This window comes from Comamonas sp. CMM03, from assembly GCF_019218715.1.
GTDB lineage: Bacteria > Pseudomonadota > Gammaproteobacteria > Burkholderiales > Burkholderiaceae_C > Comamonas > Comamonas terrigena.
The window spans coordinates 150,325-169,686 of sequence record NZ_JAHUXB010000004.1 but is presented as its reverse complement, the minus strand read 5'-3'; the positions used below and the strand labels follow the sequence as shown (position 1 = coordinate 169,686).

14 protein-coding genes and 2 tRNA genes are annotated in these 19,362 nt (G+C 66.3%); 9 read left to right on the top strand and 7 right to left on the bottom strand.

The features are described from left to right. Positions 1-232: 232 nt before the first annotated feature. From KW830_RS14665 to polA, 5 genes are all read right to left on the bottom strand, one after another. Positions 233-1,126 (bottom strand): dienelactone hydrolase family protein, encoded by an 894-nt coding sequence (locus tag KW830_RS14665; protein WP_218333567.1) that lies wholly within the window; start codon positions 1,124-1,126, stop codon positions 233-235. A 108-nt stretch (positions 1,127-1,234) separates the two neighbouring features. Then, the gene (locus KW830_RS14660) at positions 1,235-1,561 is read right to left on the bottom strand and encodes an AzlD domain-containing protein (protein ID WP_227657920.1); all 327 of its coding nucleotides are present in this window, start codon (positions 1,559-1,561) and stop codon (positions 1,235-1,237) included. Then, complete coding sequence (locus KW830_RS14655; protein ID WP_218333566.1) at positions 1,558-2,289, bottom strand: AzlC family ABC transporter permease; 732 nt, start codon at positions 2,287-2,289, stop codon at positions 1,558-1,560. Before KW830_RS14655 ends, KW830_RS14660 begins: the two co-directional genes overlap by 4 nt. A gap of 205 nt (positions 2,290-2,494) precedes the next feature. Continuing rightward, the gene (locus KW830_RS14650) at positions 2,495-3,385 is read right to left on the bottom strand and encodes a hypothetical protein (RefSeq protein WP_127446261.1); all 891 of its coding nucleotides are present in this window, start codon (positions 3,383-3,385) and stop codon (positions 2,495-2,497) included. 383 nt (positions 3,386-3,768) lie between these two features. After that, positions 3,769-6,573 (bottom strand): DNA polymerase I, encoded by a 2,805-nt coding sequence (gene polA / locus KW830_RS14645; RefSeq protein WP_218333565.1) that lies wholly within the window; start codon positions 6,571-6,573, stop codon positions 3,769-3,771. A 35-nt stretch (positions 6,574-6,608) separates the two neighbouring features. Between polA and KW830_RS14640 the strand changes: the two genes are divergently transcribed. From KW830_RS14640 to KW830_RS14630, 3 genes are all read left to right on the top strand, one after another. Beyond that, positions 6,609-6,965 (top strand): hypothetical protein, encoded by a 357-nt coding sequence (locus tag KW830_RS14640; RefSeq protein WP_066537275.1) that lies wholly within the window; start codon positions 6,609-6,611, stop codon positions 6,963-6,965. A 107-nt stretch (positions 6,966-7,072) separates the two neighbouring features. After that, the gene (locus tag KW830_RS14635; RefSeq protein ID WP_066537277.1) at positions 7,073-8,050 is read left to right on the top strand and encodes a homoserine kinase; all 978 of its coding nucleotides are present in this window, start codon (positions 7,073-7,075) and stop codon (positions 8,048-8,050) included. Between the two features lie 146 nt (positions 8,051-8,196). Beyond that, positions 8,197-9,036, top strand: a complete 840-nt coding sequence (locus tag KW830_RS14630) for a BPSS1780 family membrane protein (protein WP_066537279.1) — start codon at positions 8,197-8,199, stop codon at positions 9,034-9,036. Positions 9,037-9,151: 115 nt separating this feature from the next. Here KW830_RS14630 and KW830_RS14625 read toward each other — a convergent pair whose 3' ends face one another. Continuing rightward, positions 9,152-10,297: an FUSC family protein gene (locus tag KW830_RS14625; RefSeq protein WP_218333564.1), complete on the bottom strand. Its 1,146-nt coding sequence runs from the start codon at positions 10,295-10,297 to the stop codon at positions 9,152-9,154. Between the two features lie 160 nt (positions 10,298-10,457). Next, positions 10,458-12,893, bottom strand: coding sequence for a UvrD-helicase domain-containing protein (locus KW830_RS14620; RefSeq protein ID WP_218333563.1), 2,436 nt, complete (start codon positions 12,891-12,893; stop codon positions 10,458-10,460). A 320-nt stretch (positions 12,894-13,213) separates the two neighbouring features. Between KW830_RS14620 and KW830_RS14615 the strand changes: the two genes are divergently transcribed. The 6 genes from KW830_RS14615 (at position 13,214) to bcsZ (ending at position 19,356) form a co-directional block, all read left to right on the top strand. Further along, complete coding sequence (locus KW830_RS14615; protein WP_218333562.1) at positions 13,214-14,191, top strand: GMP reductase; 978 nt, start codon at positions 13,214-13,216, stop codon at positions 14,189-14,191. Between the two features lie 313 nt (positions 14,192-14,504). Next, the gene (locus tag KW830_RS14610) at positions 14,505-15,407 is read left to right on the top strand and encodes an NAD(P)-dependent oxidoreductase (RefSeq protein ID WP_083520444.1); all 903 of its coding nucleotides are present in this window, start codon (positions 14,505-14,507) and stop codon (positions 15,405-15,407) included. 92 nt (positions 15,408-15,499) lie between these two features. Then, positions 15,500-15,575, top strand: a tRNA-Lys gene (locus KW830_RS14605). A 59-nt stretch (positions 15,576-15,634) separates the two neighbouring features. After that, positions 15,635-15,710: transfer RNA gene (locus tag KW830_RS14600), tRNA-Lys, on the top strand. A gap of 225 nt (positions 15,711-15,935) precedes the next feature. Next, complete coding sequence (bcsB, locus tag KW830_RS14595; protein WP_218333560.1) at positions 15,936-18,200, top strand: cellulose biosynthesis cyclic di-GMP-binding regulatory protein BcsB; 2,265 nt, start codon at positions 15,936-15,938, stop codon at positions 18,198-18,200. After that, positions 18,193-19,356 (top strand): cellulose synthase complex periplasmic endoglucanase BcsZ, encoded by a 1,164-nt coding sequence (gene bcsZ / locus KW830_RS14590; protein WP_218333559.1) that lies wholly within the window; start codon positions 18,193-18,195, stop codon positions 19,354-19,356. Before bcsB ends, bcsZ begins: the two co-directional genes overlap by 8 nt. The last annotated feature ends 6 nt before the right edge of the window (positions 19,357-19,362 follow it).

The window sequence follows — 19,362 nt, the reverse complement described above, 5'->3', positions numbered from 1 at the left end:
CGCGCTACGGGGTGCCTGCTGGAATGCGCCGTACCACGCACCCACAGACACCGATGGCTGTGCGACAAGGGCCAAAAGCTTACACCTACTGACTTTTTCGCGCCGAAAGCGGTGGCCGCACCACCCCCTGGCCGGGGGTTTTGCCGCAGCAGCGGCCCCTCCATCCCCCACGGCCAGGCGACAGGACTGCCACGGCGAGCGGCAGGCGGGCGCCGCCCGCCGGTGTGCTTGCTTACACCCCGTGGCTGTGCAGCCACTGCAGCAGACGCTGCCAGCCATCCCGGGCGGCGGCCTCGCGGTAGCTGGCGCGGTAGTCCGCATGGAAGGCATGCGGGGCATCCGGGAACAGCACAAATTCCGACTTTTTGGCTGCCGCACTGCCCTGGGCCAGGGCCTCCTGCATCTTGGCCACGCTGGCCACGGGAATTCCGGTGTCCTGCCCGCCGTACAGACCCAGCACCGGCGCCTTCAGCTGACCGGCCAGGGCCAGCGGGTGGGTGGGCGTCATGGCCGAAGCCTGGCCTTCCAGCCGGCCGTACCAGGCCACGCCGGCCTTGACCTTGCCGCTGGCCGCGTACAGCCAGGTGATGCGTCCGCCCCAGCAAAAGCCGGTGATGGCCGCTTTCTGCGTGTTGCCGCCGGCCTTGGCCGCCCAGGCCAGCGTAGCATCCAGATCGCCCAGCACCTGGGCATCGGGCACCTTGCTGACCAGCTCGGCCTGCAGCTTGCTGATCTCGGTGTAGTCACTGGCTTTGCCCTGGCGGGCATAGAACTCGGGCGCGATCGCCAGATAGCCGGCCTTGGCCAGGCGGCGGCACACATCCTGGATATAGGCGTGCACGCCGAAGATTTCCTGCACCACCAGCACCACAGGCGGGTGCTTCTTGCCTTTGGGTCTGGCCTGGTAGGCCGGCAGGTCAAAGCCCTGCGAAGGAATGGTCACCCAGCCCTCCTCCAGCCCGTCGCCCGGCGTGGTGATGGCCGTCTGCGCCATGATGGGCGCCGCAGCTGCAGCGTAGCCCAGGCCCAGCACGGCCTGCAAGGCGGTGCGGCGGCTGGCGCCGTGTTCGGTGGACTTGCCGGGCAGCAAGGCGCCGACATCGTTGTGTGCATCGCGAAAATCCATGGGCAGGCTCCTGGTGAACAGTCGATCAAGGGGAACAACGAGAAACGCAGTCTAGCGCCAGATGCAGACGGTCACGCTGCATTCAACCGGCGACGATGCTGTCCGTGGCTACGCCAGCCAGCGTAGCAGGGCGGCCGCCAACGCACCCAGCACCACCACCAGCAGAAAAGGCGCACGCAGCCACAGTGCGACGGCAGCCACCGCCAGCGCTGCCAGCCGCGCATCCAGCACCAGGGCCGTACCTGCGGCGAAGGTGTTCATCACCGTCAGCGCCGCCAGCAGCGCCACCGTCATGCAGGCAGCGACCTGTGTCATCCGGGGGTTCTGCAACCAGCGCGCAGGCACGGCGTAACCGGCCAGCTTGGTGGCAAAGGCCACGGCACAGGCCCCCAGAATCCAGCCCCACAGGCCGATATCGATCGTCCCGGCGCTCATGCGGCCTCCTGCACACAGTCGGCATCCGCCGTGGCGGCACGGCTGCGCCACCAGCCCCAGATGGCGCCCACCACGGCTGCCAGCAGAATCGGCAGGCCCGGCGGCAACAGCGGTACGGCCAAGGCCGTGACCACACCGCACAGCACGGCCAGCGCCACCGGTTCACGCTGCTGCAGCCTGGGCCACAGCAGGCCCAGGAAGGCAGCCACTGCCGCACCATCCAGACCCCACTGGCGCGGGTCGCCCAGGGCATCGCCCAGCCAGGCCCCCAGCAGGGTGAAGCCGCTCCACAGCAGGTACACGCCCAGGCCGGCCGTCCAGAAGCCCCGGCGCTGCTCGGCTGCATCCAGCTGGGCAATCGCCGTGGCGGCGGATTCGTCAATGGTCATCTGCGCCCCCAGCCAGCGGCGCCAACCCTGCAAGCCCAGCAGGCGGTTCATCTGCATGCCGTAGACGGCATTGCGCAGACCCAGCAGACTGGCGGCCCCCAGGGCGGCAGCCCCGGTGCCGCCACCGGCGATCACGCCAATGAATGCGAACTGCGAGCCCCCGGTGAACATCAGCGCGCTCAGCGCCATGGCCTGCCAGACATGCAGCCCGGACGCGACGGCCAACGCACCAAAGGAAATGCCGTACAGCCCGGTGGCCACGGAAATCGACAGGCCCATGCGCACGGCAGGGGTCAGACCGCGCTGCGGCGCAGCGCAGGCAGAGGAATCAGGAGACATCGGACAAATCGCTCATTGCGCACGCCGCGGCGGCATGCAGTGCCATGGGACCATGCAAAGGGGCGGCATGGATACCCGCACCACCCCGGCCCGCAAGCCTCCATGGTAAGCCCCCGGCCCGGCGCGCCAGCAGGACCGGGCCGCCGGAAGGCCACGCAGGCGACAGGCCAGATCCGGCCAGCCTGTGCTCCGCACCCTCAGGATGTCAGGGGATCCGGCTGTTCAGCTCCCGCAACGGATCGGCCGAGCGTTCCAGCCAGTTCCGCAGGGATTCACTCTGCACCTGGGCGCGGCGCACAAAATTCTGGGACTCGCTCGGGCTCATGCGCACCGGCTGCTGCTGCTGCGCGGCAATCAGTGCCTGGGTATCGGGGCGCAGCAAAATGGCATACAGCGCCTTACCCACCGCCTCTCTGCGCTCCTCCGGCATGGACTCCGAGGCAAACCAGGCCATCCAGCCCAGCGGCAGGGGCGGCAGTTGCCATTGGGCAAACGTGGCGGCCGCCAGCGGTGTCGGCGCGCCCACCTGCGCCAGTACCTGTACCCCCGCATAACCGCTACGCTCCCGCTCCTGCGGGTTGCCCAGGTACTGGGAGCTGTCGCCACAGCGGTCCAGCACCAGATCCACCTTGCCCGCGGCCAGTGCCTGGACCGTCTGGCGTGCCGTGCCATAGGTGCTGGCCTGCCAGGTCAGACCAGTCTTGCGGCTCATGGCCTGCATCCACAGCTCGGGGAAACCGAAATTGAAGGGAAGGCCCAGGCGCACCGGCCGGCCCATGGTGCGCAGCCAGGCCTGCAAGGCGGCGAAGTCCGGAAGGTGGCGCGCTTCGGGCGCCATCAGGCACCAGGAACCCTGCAGCACGATCTGCAGCGGCACCCAGACACGGGCCGCCGGCAGCGCTTCCAGCCGCCCCAGCCACAGCTGCGACATCAGCACCAGGGTGCGCTCGGGTGGGCCCGAACGGGCCGCCCAGACAATCGCATCCATCCCTCCGGCATTGCTGGGACGGTGCAGCGTGGCTTTTTCACCCAGGTAATGCGGCATCCAGCGCACAAAGTGCTGCGCCACCACATTGCCCACTGGGGTGTGCTCCATGGGTTGCACCAGCAACAGCGGCGACGATTCCGCCATGCCCGCCTGGCTGGCAAGCGCCGCGAAAAGCCCGGCTAGCAGCCGGTTGCGCAAGCCCCGACGGTCTGGTCGGCGGGCGTGACGGAACATATACGTTGTAGAGCTTGGGTACTGCATGGCATAGAGTCCCTGCTGAATAATCTGATAGCAGATGATCCTGCAAGGGGATGCAGAGCGCCATAGCCATTGGTCCTTGTCCCACAAGCTCTACAAGCACTTGTCTTACAAGCAAGTGCCCACCCTCCAAACCCGTACACCCTCCTGCGCACGAATGCCAGCAGGCCTTTTCCCTCTGTGCGCATGCAGTGGGGGACGGACGGCGGGTGGCGCCTTTGATCGGAAAGTGCTCAGTGCGCCTTTTCCCAGTTCGGCCCAAAACCGATCTCGGCCAGCAGCGGCACGGCCAGGTCGGCCACCCCCGCCATCAGTACCGGGATTTCCGCCCGGACCCAGTCTTTTTCCGACGCGGGCAGCTCGAACACCAGTTCATCGTGCACCTGCATGATGACCTTGACCTCGGGCTTTTCGGCATCCAACTTGGCTTGCACAGCCACCATGGCCTTTTTGATCAGGTCCGCCGCCGTGCCCTGCATGGGCGCGTTGATGGCAGCGCGCTCGGCCGCTTTCTTGCGCGGGCCGTTGCCGCCATTGATCTCGGGCAGCACCAGGCGGCGTCCGAACACAGTCTCCACATAGCCCTGGGCATGGGCCAGCTCTACGGTCTGGTCCATGTAGCGCTTCACGCCGGGGTAGCGCTGGAAGTATTTGTCGATGTAGGCCGCGGCGGCCTTGGTCTCGATGCCCAGGTTCTTGGCCAGGCCAAAGCTGCTCATGCCGTAGATCAGGCCGAAATTGATGACCTTGGCGTAGCGGCGCTGCTCGCTGCTGACGGCATCGACGCTAACGCCAAACACCTCGGCCGCCGTGGCACGGTGCACGTCCAGACCGTCCCGGAAGGCATTGAGCAGGGCTTCATCCCCGGAGAGGTGGGCCATGATGCGCAACTCGATCTGCGAATAGTCGGCACTGGCAATCAGCTTGCCCTCGGGCGCGACAAAGGCTTCGCGCACCCTGCGGCCTTCCGGTGTGCGCACCGGAATGTTCTGCAGATTCGGGTCATTGCTGGACAGGCGCCCCGTCACCGCCACCGCCTGGGCGTAGTGCGTGTGCACCCGGCCATCGCTGGGCAAGGCCATCTGGGCAAGCTTGTCGGTGTAGGTGCCCTTGAGCTTGGACAGGCTGCGGTGCTCCAGCAGCTTGGCAGGCAGCGGGTAGTCCTCGGCCAGCTTTTCCAGCACTTCCTCATCGGTGCTGCGCGCACCGGTGGCGGTCTTCTTGACCACCGGCATGCCCAGCTTGTCGAAGAAGATCTCGCCCAGTTGCTTGGGCGATGACAGGTTGAAAGGCTGGCCTGCGATCTCGTACGCATCTTCCTCCAGCTTGAGGATGCGCGCCCCCAGATCGTTGCTCTGCCGCGCCAGCTCGCCCGCGTCGATGCGCACACCATTGCGCTCGATGCGGAACAGCGCCTCGCTGGTCTGCATTTCCAATTCATAGATGTGCAGCAGGCCGGCATGGGCCTGGATGCGCGGCCACAGCACGCCGTGCACATCCAGCGTCTGGTCGGAGTCTTCGCAGCTGTACGCCGCCGCCTTGTCCACACTCACCTGGGCAAACGGGATCTGGTTCTTGCCCTTGCCGCACAGATCTTCGTAGCTGATGCCGGTGCGGTTCACATGGCGCAGGGCCAGGCTGGTCAGGTTGTGGGGACGGTCGGCCTCCAGCACATAGGACTGCAGCATGGTGTCGTGCGCGTAGCCGCGCACGGTGATGCCATGGTTGGCAAACACATGCTGGTCGTATTTGACATGCTGGCCCAGCTTCTTTTTCGAGGCATCTTCCAGCCAGGGCTTGAGCCGGGCCAGCACCAGGGCCATATCGAGCTGCTCGGGCACATCCATGCCTTCGTGGCGCAGCGGAATGTAGGCCGCTTCGCCCACGGCCACGCTGAAGCTGATACCCACAATCTGGGCGACCATTTCATCCAGTGAATCGGTCTCGGTGTCCAGTGCCGCCAACTCGGCCGCCTGGAGCTTGGCCAGCCAGTGGTCCAGCGCGTCCTCGGTCAGGATGGTGGTATAGACCACATCGCGCTGCTGGGCTTCGACCGCGATTTCGGTGGTAGCGGCGTCATCCGCATCGAACAGACCGCCTTGCGGGGATGCGGGAGCGGACTTCTTGGCAGCTGTGGCTTCCGTCGCCACCGCACCCAGCGCGCGCACCAGGCCCTTGAAGCCGTATTTTTCGTAGAAAGGCGCCAGACCGGCGTTATCGGGCTCGCCCAGGGTGATGCTGTCCAGCTGCGGCAGACCGGCCACATGCCCGGAGAGGTCGCAATCGGTCTTCATGGTCACCAGCTGCCGGCTCAATGCCAGCTGGCCCGAGGCGATGGCATCGCGCAGGTTCTGGCCTGCCACGCCCTTGATCGCCGCCGCATTGGCGATCAGGTTGTCCAGCGAGCCATACTCTTCCAGCCACTTGGCCGCAGTCTTGGGGCCCACCTTGGTCACGCCAGGCACGTTGTCCACGGTGTCGCCCACCAGGGCCTGGTAGTCGATCATTTGGGCGGGCGGCACGCCGAACTCGGCCGTCACGCCGGCGATATCGCGCTTCTTGCCGTTCATGGTGTCGATGATGGTCACATGCTCGTTCACCAGCTGGCTCAGGTCCTTGTCGCCGCTGGAGACGATCACATTGATGCCCTGGGCGGCCGCCGTCTGCGCCAGGGTGGCAATCACGTCATCCGCCTCCACGCCGGGCACGGCCACCACCTTCCAGCCCAGCAGCTGCACCACCTCGTGGATGGGCTCGATCTGGCTGCGCAAATCGTCGGGCATGGGCGAGCGCGTGGCCTTGTACTGGTCGTACATGGCGTCGCGGAAGGTGGGACCGCTGGTGTCGAACACACAGACGGCGTAGTCGGCCTGCACATCCTTGCGCAGCGCCTGCATCATGTTGACCATGCCGCGGATGGCACCCGTGGCCGGGCTGGCCGGGTCGCCGGGAACGGCCCGCAGGTCGGGCATGGCATGGTAGGCGCGGTAGAGGTAGCTGGAACCGTCCACCAGCACCAATGTCTTGGAATTGCTCATACCCAAGATTGTGCACGCGCCACTACAATCTCCCTATGCGCGCACCTATCCTCTTTTCCATCGCCGTTCTGGCCTCCGCTGTGGCGTGGGCACAGCCTTCCAGCGAGGCCGCACCCGCTGCGGCCCCTGCGCCTGCGGGCCAGCCCCAGCAGGACAACAGCGCCGCTCCGTCGCGCCAGAACCAGCGCATCGAGCGCATTCGCGAAGAAGATGCCGGCAGTCGGGTGGACGAGTTGCGCGTGGGCGGTCAGACGCAAAGCATCAATGTGCAGCCCAAGGTCGGCAATATGCCGTCCTATGAGGTCAAGCCCGGCAATGCCGCACGCGACGGCGTGAACCAGAACGGCAACGACGGCACCAATGGCCGCCGTGTCTGGAACCTCAAGTTCTGAGCGCCCGGGCCTTGCGGCCCATTGCCTCTGCGCCGGCACCGGCCTCTTCGGAGTGCGTGTCGGCGTTGTTCGTTTTCACCCCCCTGTTTTTTTGAGCGTCCTGAGCGATGGCCGTTTTTACCGAAGTCTCCGACAAAGAGGCGCGCGACCTGCTGCGCCGTGTCCCTCTGGGCAACCTGACCGAACTGCGCGGCATTCAGGGCGGCATCGAGAACACCAACTACTTCCTGACAACCGATCAAGGAGAGTGGGTGCTCACTTTGTTTGAGCGCCTGACCTTCGAGCAACTGCCGTTCTACCTGTATCTGATGAAGCACCTGGCGCTGGCCGGCATCCCCGTGCCGGCCCCCCAGGCCGATGCCAAGAGCGGCGACATCCTGCACAAGGTCTGCGGCAAGCCTGCCGCCGTGGTGCAGAAGCTGCGCGGCAAGAGCCAGCTGCAGCCCCAGGCCGTGCACTGCGCCGCCGTGGGCGACATGCTGGCCCGCATGCACCTGGCCGGCCGTGACTACGCCCGCGAGCAACCCAATCTGCGCAGCCTGCCCTGGTGGAACGAGACCGTGCCCGTGGTGCTGCCCTATCTGGAACAGGATGCCGCCGACCTGCTGCGCAGCGAACTGGCGTTCCAGAACCATGTGGCCGCTAGCCCCAGCCACGCCGCCCTGCCGCGCGGTCCCATCCACGCCGACCTGTTCCGCGACAACGTGATGTTCGACGGCGAGGAACTGACCGGCTTTTTCGACTTCTACTTTGCCGGCGTGGACACCTGGCTGTTCGACCTGGCCGTGTGCCTGAACGACTGGTGCATCGACCACGCCAGCGGCGCCCATGACGCGGCCCGGGCCCAGGCCATGCTGGACGCCTACCAGGCCGTGCGCCCGCTCGAAGCGGCCGAACGCGAGCTGCTCAACCCCATGCTGCGCGCCGGTGCGCTGCGCTTCTGGGTCTCGCGCCTGTGGGACTTCTATCTGCCGCGCGAAGCCGCGCTGCTGCAGCCCCACGACCCCACCCACTTCGAACGCGTGCTGCGCCAGCGCGTGGCCCATCCGCTGACCGCCATCGAGCGCCCGGTCGCCCTGGCCTGACACCGCCGCCCGCCATCCGGCCCGTCCCGCCGGGGGCTTTGGGCGGCTGGGGTACAGTCCTGTGCTCAGGTCCCCTCCCGCGCGCCGCAGGTCGCCGCTGTATCGGCCTCCTGCCCGCGCCCGTCCGGCCCTTTCACTTCCCGGTCATGAAACTCAATATCGTTCCCGCCCGCACCGGTGCCCAATGGGTCCGCCAGGGCATACAGACTTTCTGGCGCCACCCGATGGCGCTGTCGGCCCTGTTCTTCCTGTGCATGGCCGCCATGTCGCTGATCTCCCTGTTTCCGCTGGTCGGGCCGGCGCTGGCGCTGGCGCTGCTGCCCACGGCGTCGCTGGTGATGATGGTGGGCGCCGCCGAGACCCTGCAGGGCCGCATGCCCACGCCGGCGCTGCTGCTGGTCGCCTTCCGCACCGGTCGCCAGCGCATGCACGCCATGGCGCTGCTGGGGGCCTTCTATGCCGTGGGCTTTCTGCTGGTGATGGGCGTGTCCGCCCTGATCGACGGCGGCCAGTTCGCCCAGGTGTACCTGGGCACCACCCCCATGACGCCCGAGCTGGCCCAGGAGGCCGATTTCCAGGCCGCCATGTGGTTCTCCCTGCTGCTGTACCTGCCGCTGTCGCTGCTGTTCTGGCATGCGCCCGGTCTGGTGCACTGGCACAACATCCCTCCGGCCAAGGCGCTGTTCTTTAGCTTTATCGCCTGCTGGCGCAATCTGACCGCATTTGCCGTGTTTTTTCTGTCGTGGATGGGCGTGTTCATTGCCACCGGCCTGGTGCTGGCGCTGGTCACTGCCCTGCTGTCGGCCCTGGTGGGCGATATCGCGGCCGGACTGATGATCGGCGCGGCCATGATGCTGGCCGCCATGTTCTTCAGCTCGGTGGTGTTCACCTTCCGCGACTGCTTCTCGGCACCGGACGGCCACGATGAGCTGGAAGAGGACGGCGGCGTCACCTACACCCCGCACGACACCGGCCCCACGCCGTGATGCCGCGCCACTGCCCCAGGCAGTGGCCTGCCCTGCAAAGGACAAAGGGACGCCGCGGCGTCCCTTTTTGCATGCGGCATGCCTGGACCACACGGCAACGGTTTCGGCACCGGTTTCAGTGCCGTGTGCCCGATTCCCGTGCCCGCAGCTGCGCCAGCTGGCGGCGGTCGTCCAGGGTGGAAAAGAGCACCGCAAACCCGATGCCCAGCGCCGCCCCCAGGATGGTGTCCATCACCCGCTCCACCGGCATGCCGGCCACCGCGGCGGCGGGTGCCGCCAGGTGGGTCATCAGCAGCGCCGACGGCGTGACCGCGATCTGGCCCAGCGCATAGTTGAAGCCGATGACGACCTCGGTGACAAACTGGAACAGCACGATGCAGGCCAGCACCGTGCCAAAGCCGGGGTTCTGCGCCAGGATCAGCCACGCCACCACCGCCCCCACCACCGTGCCCGCCATGCGCTGCAGCGCCCGGTTCATGGTGATGTGCAGGTGGGCACCCTGCATCACCGCCACGGCGCCGATGGCCGCCCAGGCCGGATGCGGCATGCCCGCCAGATAGGCCACCCAGGCCGACAGCCCGGCGGCCACGGTGATGCGCAGCGCCACCAGCAGCTCCAGCCGCAGCGGGGGTGCTACCGGCGGCGGCAGCGCCAGGTGGGGCAGTGCATCCTTGCGCAGCCAGTCGGTGGCCCGGCAGGTCGCACATGCCACGGCACCGCCCGCCAGCGCGGCCAGGGTGCGGGCCGCCACCGTCAATCCATCGGGCGCAGGCACCAGCGCTGCACCGGTGGCAAAGACGATGATCACCGCCCCCGGCCCGCCCAGCACCCAGTGGCTGACGACCAGGGTGGCGGCCCCGGTCACCAGCGCCATCACCCCCAGCATCGTGGTCGGACCGGCCCCGGCCAGCGTGGCCAGCGAGGGGATCAGCACGCCCAGCGCCATCAGCCCGGCACAGAGGGTGACGATGCGCATGCGCAGCCGCAGCGGTGCAAAACGGCCGAACAGCGCCGACAAGGCACCCAGCGCGGCAAAGCCCACCAGGTGCGGCCAGGGGGAGACATGCACCAGCAGCACCGCCAGCAGCACGGACAGGGCCGCCTGCATGCCCGCCACGGTGGCAATGCGCAGCGAAGGCTGGCTGGTCAGTGCCACGCTGTCGCGCCACTGCGCGCGCTCCAGCAATTGCAGCGCGGTGTCGCTGCGCGGCACCTGCGGTGCGGTGGAGGGGGGAGGGGTGGGGTCCGGTGGGGTGTGCATGCAAAACCTCTCTGCGGCCAAACCAGGAGGTTCATCACACCCGATACCCGGCGGGTGCGGCTGTCAGACAGTGGCGCAAGCGCGGCCCGTTGGGGCCCACTGGGCCAGACCGCACAGCCGCCCTCCCGGGCGGCCTCGGCAGTTCAGCGGCGCAGGACCCTCACTCCACGATGGTCAGCTTGGCAATCGCCAGCGCCAGCCACTTGGTGCCGTGGCGCGGGAAATTGATCTGGGCACGGGCATCGTCACCCGTGCCTTCCACGGCCAGCACCTTGCCTTCGCCGAACTTGGCGTGGAACACGGTGATGCCCTTGGTGATGCCATGGCCCGGCACCGTCTTTTGCGGCGGCACGACGGGATTGGCAAACACATCGGACGACCGGGTGCCCGACGCAGCACGGAACCCATTGCCATAGGCAGAACCGCCGCCGAACTTGGGCGTGAACGTGCCAAAGCCTGGCTGCTTGGCGGTCAGCCATTTGAGGTTGGTTTCGGGCAGCTCATCCAGAAAGCGGCTGGGCAGGTTGAAGCGCGTCTGACCGTGCAGCATGCGGCTTTGCGAATGGCTGAGGTACAGGCGCTTGCGGGAGCGGGTGATGGCCACATACATCAGGCGGCGCTCTTCCTCCAGCCCGCCCTTGTCGCTGGCGGCGTTCTCGTGCGGGAACAGGCCTTCTTCCAGCCCGCCGATGAAGACCACATCGAATTCCAGCCCCTTGCTGGCGTGCACCGTCATCAGCTGCACGGCCTCCTGGCCGGCCTGGGCCTGGTTGTCCCCGGCCTCCAGTGCCGCGTGCACCAGGAATGCGGCCAGCGGCGACAGGGTTTCGCCGGTTTCGGCATCGGTGCCGCCCAGCGGCACGTCCAGCATGGGCAGCGCAGGGTTCAGGCCCTGGCTGGCCGGGCTTTGCGTCAGCGCGGCGTCGGCGCGGCTGTGCTCGTCGATGGGCAGGGCGATCGCATCCTTGCCGAAACCTTCCTGGGTCACAAAGCTCTCGGCCGCATTCACCAGTTCCTTCAAGTTCTCGATGCGGTCCTGGCCTTCCTTCTCGTTCAGGTAGAAGTCGATCAGACCGCTGGCTTCCAGCATGCGCTCGATGGTCTGGCGCAGGCTCTTGCCCTGGGTTTCTTCGCGCAGCACGTCGATCTTGGCCACAAAGCCCTGCAGCTTGGTGCCGGCCGCACCGCCCACGGCGGTGACCGCGTCGCTGAGCGAACAACCCGCCGCGCGCGCCGTTTCCTGCAGCGTTTCGACCGAACGCGCGCCAATGCCGCGGGCCGGGAAGTTCACCACCCGCATGAAGCTGGTGTCATCGTGCGGGTTCTCCAGCAGGCGCAGATAGGCCAGTGCGTGCTTGATTTCGGCACGCTCGAAGAAGCGCAGGCCGCCGTACACCCGGTAGGGCACGCCGGCATTGAACAGCTTGGACTCGATCACCCGGCTTTGCGCATTGCTGCGGTAGAGCACGGCAATCTCCTGGCGCGGCACGCTGTCCTGCCGCACCAGATTGCGGATTTCCTCCACCATCCAGCTGGCTTCATCCAGGTCGGTGGGGGCCTCATACACCCGCACCGGTTCGCCCGCACCCTGGTTGGTGCGCAGGTTCTTGCCCAGGCGCTGGCTGTTGTGGCTGATCAGCGCATTGGCGCAATCCAGGATGTTGCTGAACGAACGGTAGTTCTGCTCCAGCTTGATCTGGTGCTGTACATCGAACTCGCGCACAAAATCGGTCATATTGCCCACGCGCGCACCGCGGAAGGCGTAGATGCTCTGGTCGTCATCGCCCACGGCCAGCACGCTGGAGCTCGATTGCAGGCGACCGCCCACCATCTCGCCGGCCAGCTGCTTGAGCCAGGCGTACTGCAGCTTGTTGGTGTCCTGGAACTCGTCCACCAGAATGAAGCGAAAACGCCGCTGGTAGTGCTGGCGCAGCGCCGCATCGTCGCGCAGCAGCTCGAAGCTGCGCAGCATCAGCTCGCCGAAATCGACCACGCCTTCACGCAGACACTGGTCCTCGTACAGCTGGTAGAGCTCCACTTTCTTCTTGGTGTCGGGGTCGGACGCCACCACATCCTTGGGGCGCATGCCTTCTTCCTTGCAGCCGGCAATGAACCAGCCCAGTTGCTTGGGCGGAAAGCGCTCCTCGTCCACCTGGTACTGCTTGCACAGGCGCTTGATGGCCGAGAGCTGGTCCTGCGTGTCCAGAATCTGGAAGGTGGCGGGCAGACCGGCCGCCACATGGTGGGCGCGCAGCAGGCGGTTGCACAGGCCGTGGAAAGTGCCGATCCACATGCCGCGCACGTTGTAGGGCAGCATGGCCGACAGGCGGGCCACCATTTCCTTGGCCGCCTTGTTGGTGAAGGTGACCGCCAGAATGCCGCCGGGCGTGACCTGGCCGCTTTGCAGCAGCCAGGCAATGCGCGTGGTCAGCACCCGCGTCTTGCCGGAGCCGGCGCCCGCCAGGATCAGCGCATGGCCGGCCGGCAGCGTGACGGCAGCGAGCTGCTCGTCGTTGAGGTTGTCCAGCAAAGAGGATGGGCGGTGAGCGGGTGCGGAAGATTCTTCGGCACCGTCGAGCAGATCGAGCGGAAACATGCCGCCATTGTAGAAAGCGCGCCCTGCCCTGCGCCGCTGCCCGGGGATGCGGGGCCCCGCACAGGGGACGGCATGGCCCGCAGAACGGTATATGGTTTTGCATATACCCACCATTGCAGTGCGGCCGGCTGCCGCGCCGGAGCAGGCCGTATAGAATCAATCACCGGGCCCAAGTTACTTGTGGTCCGGTTTTTTGTGCCTGTGCAACTGCAGGTCTGGTGCCCCCGTGCGGGATGCACCCGCAAAGCCGGTCTCCAAGCCAAGCGCCCCATCGCAATGCGAAATCGTTCGCTGCGACCTCTTTAGGAGCTTGGAATCTCATGGAAATCTTCGACTACGACAACATCCTGCTGCTGCCGCGCAAGTGCCGCGTGGAAAGCCGCTCCGAATGCGACGCCAGCGTGGAGCTGGGTGGCCGCACCTTCCGCCTGCCGGTGGTGCCCGCCAACATGAAAACGGTGTTGGACGAGAAGATCTGCAAGTTTTTGGCGCAGCACGGCTACTTTTACGTGATGCACCGCTTTGACATCGACAACGTGGCATTCACCAAGGCCATGCAGTCGCAGGGCCTGTACGCCTCGATCTCGCTGGGTGTCAAGCAGGCCGACTACGACGTGGTCGACCGCTTCGTGGCCGATGACATCTGCCCCGAGTACATCACCATTGACATCGCCCACGGCCATGCCGACAGCGTGAAGAACATGATCCAGTACCTGAAGGCCAAGATCCCTGCGGCCTTTGTGATTGCCGGCAACGTGGCTACGCCCGAAGCCGTGATCGACCTGGAGGCCTGGGGCGCCGACGCCACCAAGGTGGGCGTGGGCCCGGGCAAGGTGTGCATCACCAAGCTCAAGACCGGCTTTGGCACGGGCGGCTGGCAGCTGTCGGCGCTGAAGTGGTGTGCCCGCGTGGCCACCAAGCCCATCATTGCCGACGGCGGCATCCGCAGCCATGGCGACATCGCCAAGAGCATCCGCTTTGGCGCCACCATGGTGATGATCGGTTCGCTGTTTGCCGGCCACGAAGAATCGCCCGGCAAGACCGTGGAGGTGGACGGCGAGCTGTTCAAGGAATACTACGGTTCGGCCAGCGACTTCAACAAGGGCGAGTACAAGCACGTCGAAGGCAAGCGCATTCTGGAGCCCATCAAAGGCCTGCTGCGCAGCACGCTGATCGAGATGGAACAGGACGTGCAGTCCTCCATCAGCTATGCCGGCGGCACCAAGCTGATGGACATCCGCAAGGTCAACTACGTGATCCTGGGCGGCGACAACGCCGGCGAACACCTGCTGATGTAATGATGTAAGCCCCGCCATCCTGCTGCGCGCTCCCGGACGCAGGCAGGCGCAGCCGGCCCGGCGCCGGCTGCAAACTCTTACAATTGAACCGCCGAAGCTGCCTGCGCCCGAAAGCGTTGGAATTCACGCCACAAACAGCGTGTGTTCCTACTCCGACGAGCACAGGCAGCTTCTTTTTTGATAGCTTAAAAAGCAAAGCTGTTTTGCCGCCAACAGCATGCGGGTGCAAGCCATCTGCAAGCTCCGGGCCGCTACACATCGGCATGATCCGCATACACCACACACAACAGCGGACAGCTCGGGAGACACAGCCTTGACCACCCCCATTCCCCCACCTTTGCGCATTGCCGTACTGGGCACCGGCTTGATGGGCGCGCCCATGGCCCGCCGCCTGTGTGAGGCCGGCCACCAGGTGCAGGTCTGGAACCGCACCCGTGCCAAGGCCGAGGCACTGCAGGCCTTTGGCGCCACGGTGCACGATACGCCCCGCTCCGCAGCGGCGCACAGCGACATCGTGATCAGCCTGCTGGAAAACGGCACGGTGGTGGGCGAGGTGCTGTTCGGCATGGGCGGCGCAGGCGCCGTGCACGGCATGCACGAGGGCAGCCTGTTCATCGACATGGCCTCCATCCAGCCGCGCGAGGCACGCGACCATGCCTCGCGCCTGGCCGAGCGCGGCCTGCGCCACCTGGATGCCCCGGTCTCCGGCGGCACCGTGGGCGCCGACAACGGCACCCTGGCCATCATGGCCGGCGGCCGGGCCGAAGACTTTGCGGCCGCCCTGCCCGTGTTCGCCGCCCTGGGCCGCGCCACCCATGTCGGCCCGCACGGCACCGGCCAGCTCACCAAACTGGCCAACCAGATGATTGTGGGCATCACCATCGGCGCGGTGGCCGAGGCCCTGCTGCTGTGCGCCAAGGGCGGCGCCGACATGGCCAAGGTGCGCGAAGCCATCTCCGGCGGATTCGCCGACAGCCGCATCCTGCAACTGCACGGCCAGCGCATGGTGGAACGCGACTTTGCCCCACACGGCAAGATGAGCGTGCAGCTCAAGGACCTGCGCAACGCCCTGGCCACGGCGGGCGAGATCGGCTTCGATGCTCCGATCACCGAACTCTTTGCCAAGCTCTACGCCGACGGCGTGGAGCACGGCCTGGGTGGGCTGGACCACAGCGGCCTGTTCGTGGAACTGGCCAGCCGCAACGCGCTGCAGTGAAGTTTTTGCGTTTTTTTGCACCGCCTGGCTGCGCACTCAAAAAAAGTGGAGCATAATAGAGGGCTCAGGTTGCAACGCAATCCGAGAAAAGTGGGCTCTTAGCTCAGCTGGTAGAGCAGCGGACTCTTAATCCGTTGGTCGAGTGTTCGAATCACTCAGGGCCCACCACTTTTTTCAGTCGGTCTGAAATTGTTTTTCAGATTGGCGACTTTCGGTTCACACCGAAAGGGCTCTTAGCTCAGCTGGTAGAGCAGCGGACTCTTAATCCGTTGGTCGAGTGTTCGAATCACTCAGGGCCCACCATCTCCAAAGCCTGCCTTGGCTCCCAAGGCAGGCTTTTTCCATTCTTCTATCGCTACTTTTGCACAGATAGAAACAATCATCCACGTCACACGATGTAAATACTGGTGCTTTTTTCAGCATGCGGGCTAAGCTCGAACGCGTCCCATCTCGCCCTTTTTCGGAATGACGATGTTGCGCTGCAAGAAAAAAAACCTGCTTCGGACTTCCCCGTTTTCCCAGCGCCACATGCTGACGCTTGCCCTGCTGGCAACCGGCATGCTGCCCTCACAGCCTGCGCTGTGGGCCCAGGAGCGCCCCACCGCGGTCAGCACCCCCGGCACCACGCTGGCCGAGCTGCCCGGCCGCCAGATTGATCTGAGCTTTGCCCGCATGGGTGCCACCGGCGGCATCAACCTGCGCGGCACCGAAGGACAAACCACGCTGGACTTCAGCCTGCGGGGCGACGAGGTGGTGGAAAGCGCCGATCTGCGCCTGGACTACACCTTCTCTCCCGCGCTGCTGGCCGACCTGTCCCACCTCAAGGTCTACCTCAACGACGAACTGGTCCAGACCCTGGTCCTGCCCAAGGAAAACCTGGGCAAGCCGCAGCACATCCGCATCCCCATCGATCCGCGCTTTTTTGCGGACTACAACAAGCTGCGCCTGCAGTTCATCGGCCACTACACCATGGAATGCGAGCTGCCCTCGCACTCCAGCCTGTGGGCCAATCTCAGCGACGAAAGCCGCCTGACGCTGCAGCTGCGCCAGCTGCAGTTGCCCAACGATCTGGCCCACCTGCCCCTGCCCTTCTTTGACCAACGCGACAACCGCAAGCTGCAGACCCAGTTTGTGTATGCCGCCGGCGCAGATGCCACCACCCTCAAGGCGGCAGGCATTGTCGCGGCCTGGCTGGGCAAGCAGGCCGGCTACCGGGGCACCTCGTTCACGGCACAGATCGACCAGTTGCCGGCCGGCCACGGCATCGTGTTCGCCACCAATGCCCAGCGCCCACCCGCATTGCGCCATCTGCCAGCGGTCGACGTGCCCACGCTGCAGCTGGTGGACCACCCCGGCGTGCCTTCGGCCAAGCTGCTGCTGGTGCTGGGCAAGGACAGCGCCCAGCTGGAAACCGCCGCGCAGGCGCTGGCCGTCGGCCACGCCGCCTTCAGCGGTGATACCGTGACGGTCAAGACGCTGGAGCTGCCCGCCCTGCGCAAGCCCTACGATGCCCCGAACTGGATCGCCACCGACCGGCCGGTGCGCATTGCCGAGCTGGCCCGCGATCCCGGGCAACTGCAGCTGCGCGGCTATGCGCTCAACGATGCGGTGAACCTCAGCCTGCAGTTGCCGCCCGATCTGTTCACCTGGAATGGCAGCACCATCCCGGTGGACCTGCGCTACCGCTACACCCCCAACCAGGTCTCGCAACACGGCATGGTGAGCGTGCTGTTCAACGAACAGTTTGTGCACTCCTGGCCGCTGGAGCGGGCCACCAGCAAGACATCCCCTTCGGCCATCCTCAGCCAGGTGAGCGGATGGTCCGGTGATGCCCTGGTGCAGCGCCACTTCCAGCTGCCTGCCGAACTGCTGCGCAACCAGAACAGCTTCCACGTCGGTGTGCAAATCCCCGCACCGGACATGGGTCGCTGCACCTCCATCACCCAGCAGGAAATGCGTGCGGCCATCGACCCCGACTCCACGCTCAACATCTCGAAGCTGCACCACTACATCGCCATGCCTGACTTGCAGGCTTTTGCGCGCGGGGGCTTCCCGTTCAGCAAGTTCGCCGACCTGCAGGAAACGGCGGTGCTGATCCCGGACCAGCCCACGCCGGAAGCCATTTCCACCTACCTGACGGCCATTGGCCAGCTGTCGGCCGCCACCGGCTACCCTGGCACCCGCTTCACCTTGCTGCCTTACAGCCAGGCCGACAAAGCCGGGGACCGCGATCTGCTGCTGGTCGCCGATGGTGCCGCCAACCCCTTGCTCGACCACTGGCACAAGGCCCTGCCCGCCTTGGTGGAAGCCGGCGCGCAGTCGCTGCGCCCGACCGAGCGCGTGCTGGACACCATTGCCGACCTGATGCGCCTGGACACCAACACCTGGCGCCCCCAGCACGGCGGAGAGGCCACGCTGCAGGGTTCCGGTCCGCTGGCAGCCGTTGCCGGGTTTGAATCTCCGTTGCAAAGCGGCCGCAGCGTGGTGGCCTTGATGGCCAACCAGCCCCAGGCCCTGGAGCTGGTGCGCGACGGCTTGAGCGCAGTGGACACGCTGCAGCGCATGCGCGGCGATCTGACCTTGCTGCGCGGCAGCGCGGCGGAAAGCTTCCGGGTACAGGACGTGTACTACGTGGGCCAGCTGCCGTGGTGGACCGCGCTGTGGTACCGGCTGCACGCGCATCCGGTGCTGCTGGCCGTGCTGGGCATCGTGACCGGCCTGCTGTTCACCTTCATGGTCTACGCCAGCCTGCGCCTGCTGGCCCGCCGCCGGCTGGAACAAGCGGATGCATAAGCCCTCCCACAGCCTGTTGCACCGCCGGCACTGGCTGCAATGGGTGGGAGCCAGTGCCGCACTGTCCGCCGTGCCCGGGAGCCAGGCCGCCAGCGCCACGGCCGTGGAAGCCAGCTGGCCGCGCTTTGCGCAGCAGTTCATGCAGGCCGATGGACGCGTGGTCTCGGACGACGGCAAGCTGTCACGCACCTATTCCGAAGGCCAGAGCTATGCGCTGTTCTTTGCCCTGGTGGCCAACGACCGCCGCCGCTTCGACGCCCTGCTGCACTGGACCCGCGACAACCTCAGCCAGGGCGATCTGGGCCAGCATCTGCCGGCCTGGCTGTGGGGGCGGCAGGACGACGGCGCCTGGGGCGTGATTGACAGCAATTCCGCATCCGATGCCGACCTGTGGATTGCCTACACCCTGCTGCAGGCCGGGCGCCTGTGGCGCTACCGGCCCTACACCGCCCAGGGCCGCACGCTGGCAGCGCTGATCTGGCAAAAGGAAGTGGCCCAACTGCCCGGCCTGGGCCCCAGCCTGCTGCCGGGCGCGCAAGGCTTTGTGCTGCAGCCGGGCCAACGCTGGCGGCTCAACCCCAGCTACCTGCCGCTGCAGGTCCTGCAGGCGCTGGCCCTGGAAATGCAGGAACCAGGCTGGCAGCAACTGGCCGATGCCTCGCTGGACCTGCTGGTGCGCAGCGCCCCGGCAGGCATCACGCCGGACTGGACGCTGTACGACAGCCAGCAGGGCTTTCTGACCGACGAGACCGACACAGAGGCCCAGGGCCGTGGCGGCTACAACGCCATCCGCACCTACCTGTGGGCCGGCATGCTGCATCCGCAGGCACCGGGGCGCGCACAGTTGCTGCGGACCCTGGCACCGATGGCGGCCATCGTCGAGCGTGACCAGGCCCCGCCCGAATACATCCACCCGCGCACGCTGGTAATCAGCGGCCCCGGCCCGTCCGGCTTCAGTGCCGCCATGCTGCCCTTTCTGCAGGCCCAGGGCGCCAGCCGCGCCCTCGATGCCCAGCGCCAGCGGTTGCAGGCACAGCCGCTGCGGCCCACGGCCTATTACGAACAATGCCTGGCACTGTTCGGCCAGGGCTGGATGCGCAAGGACTATGCCTTCACCCCCCAGGGACAGTTGCAACTGCCTTGGTACAAGGCTTAGGGGCGC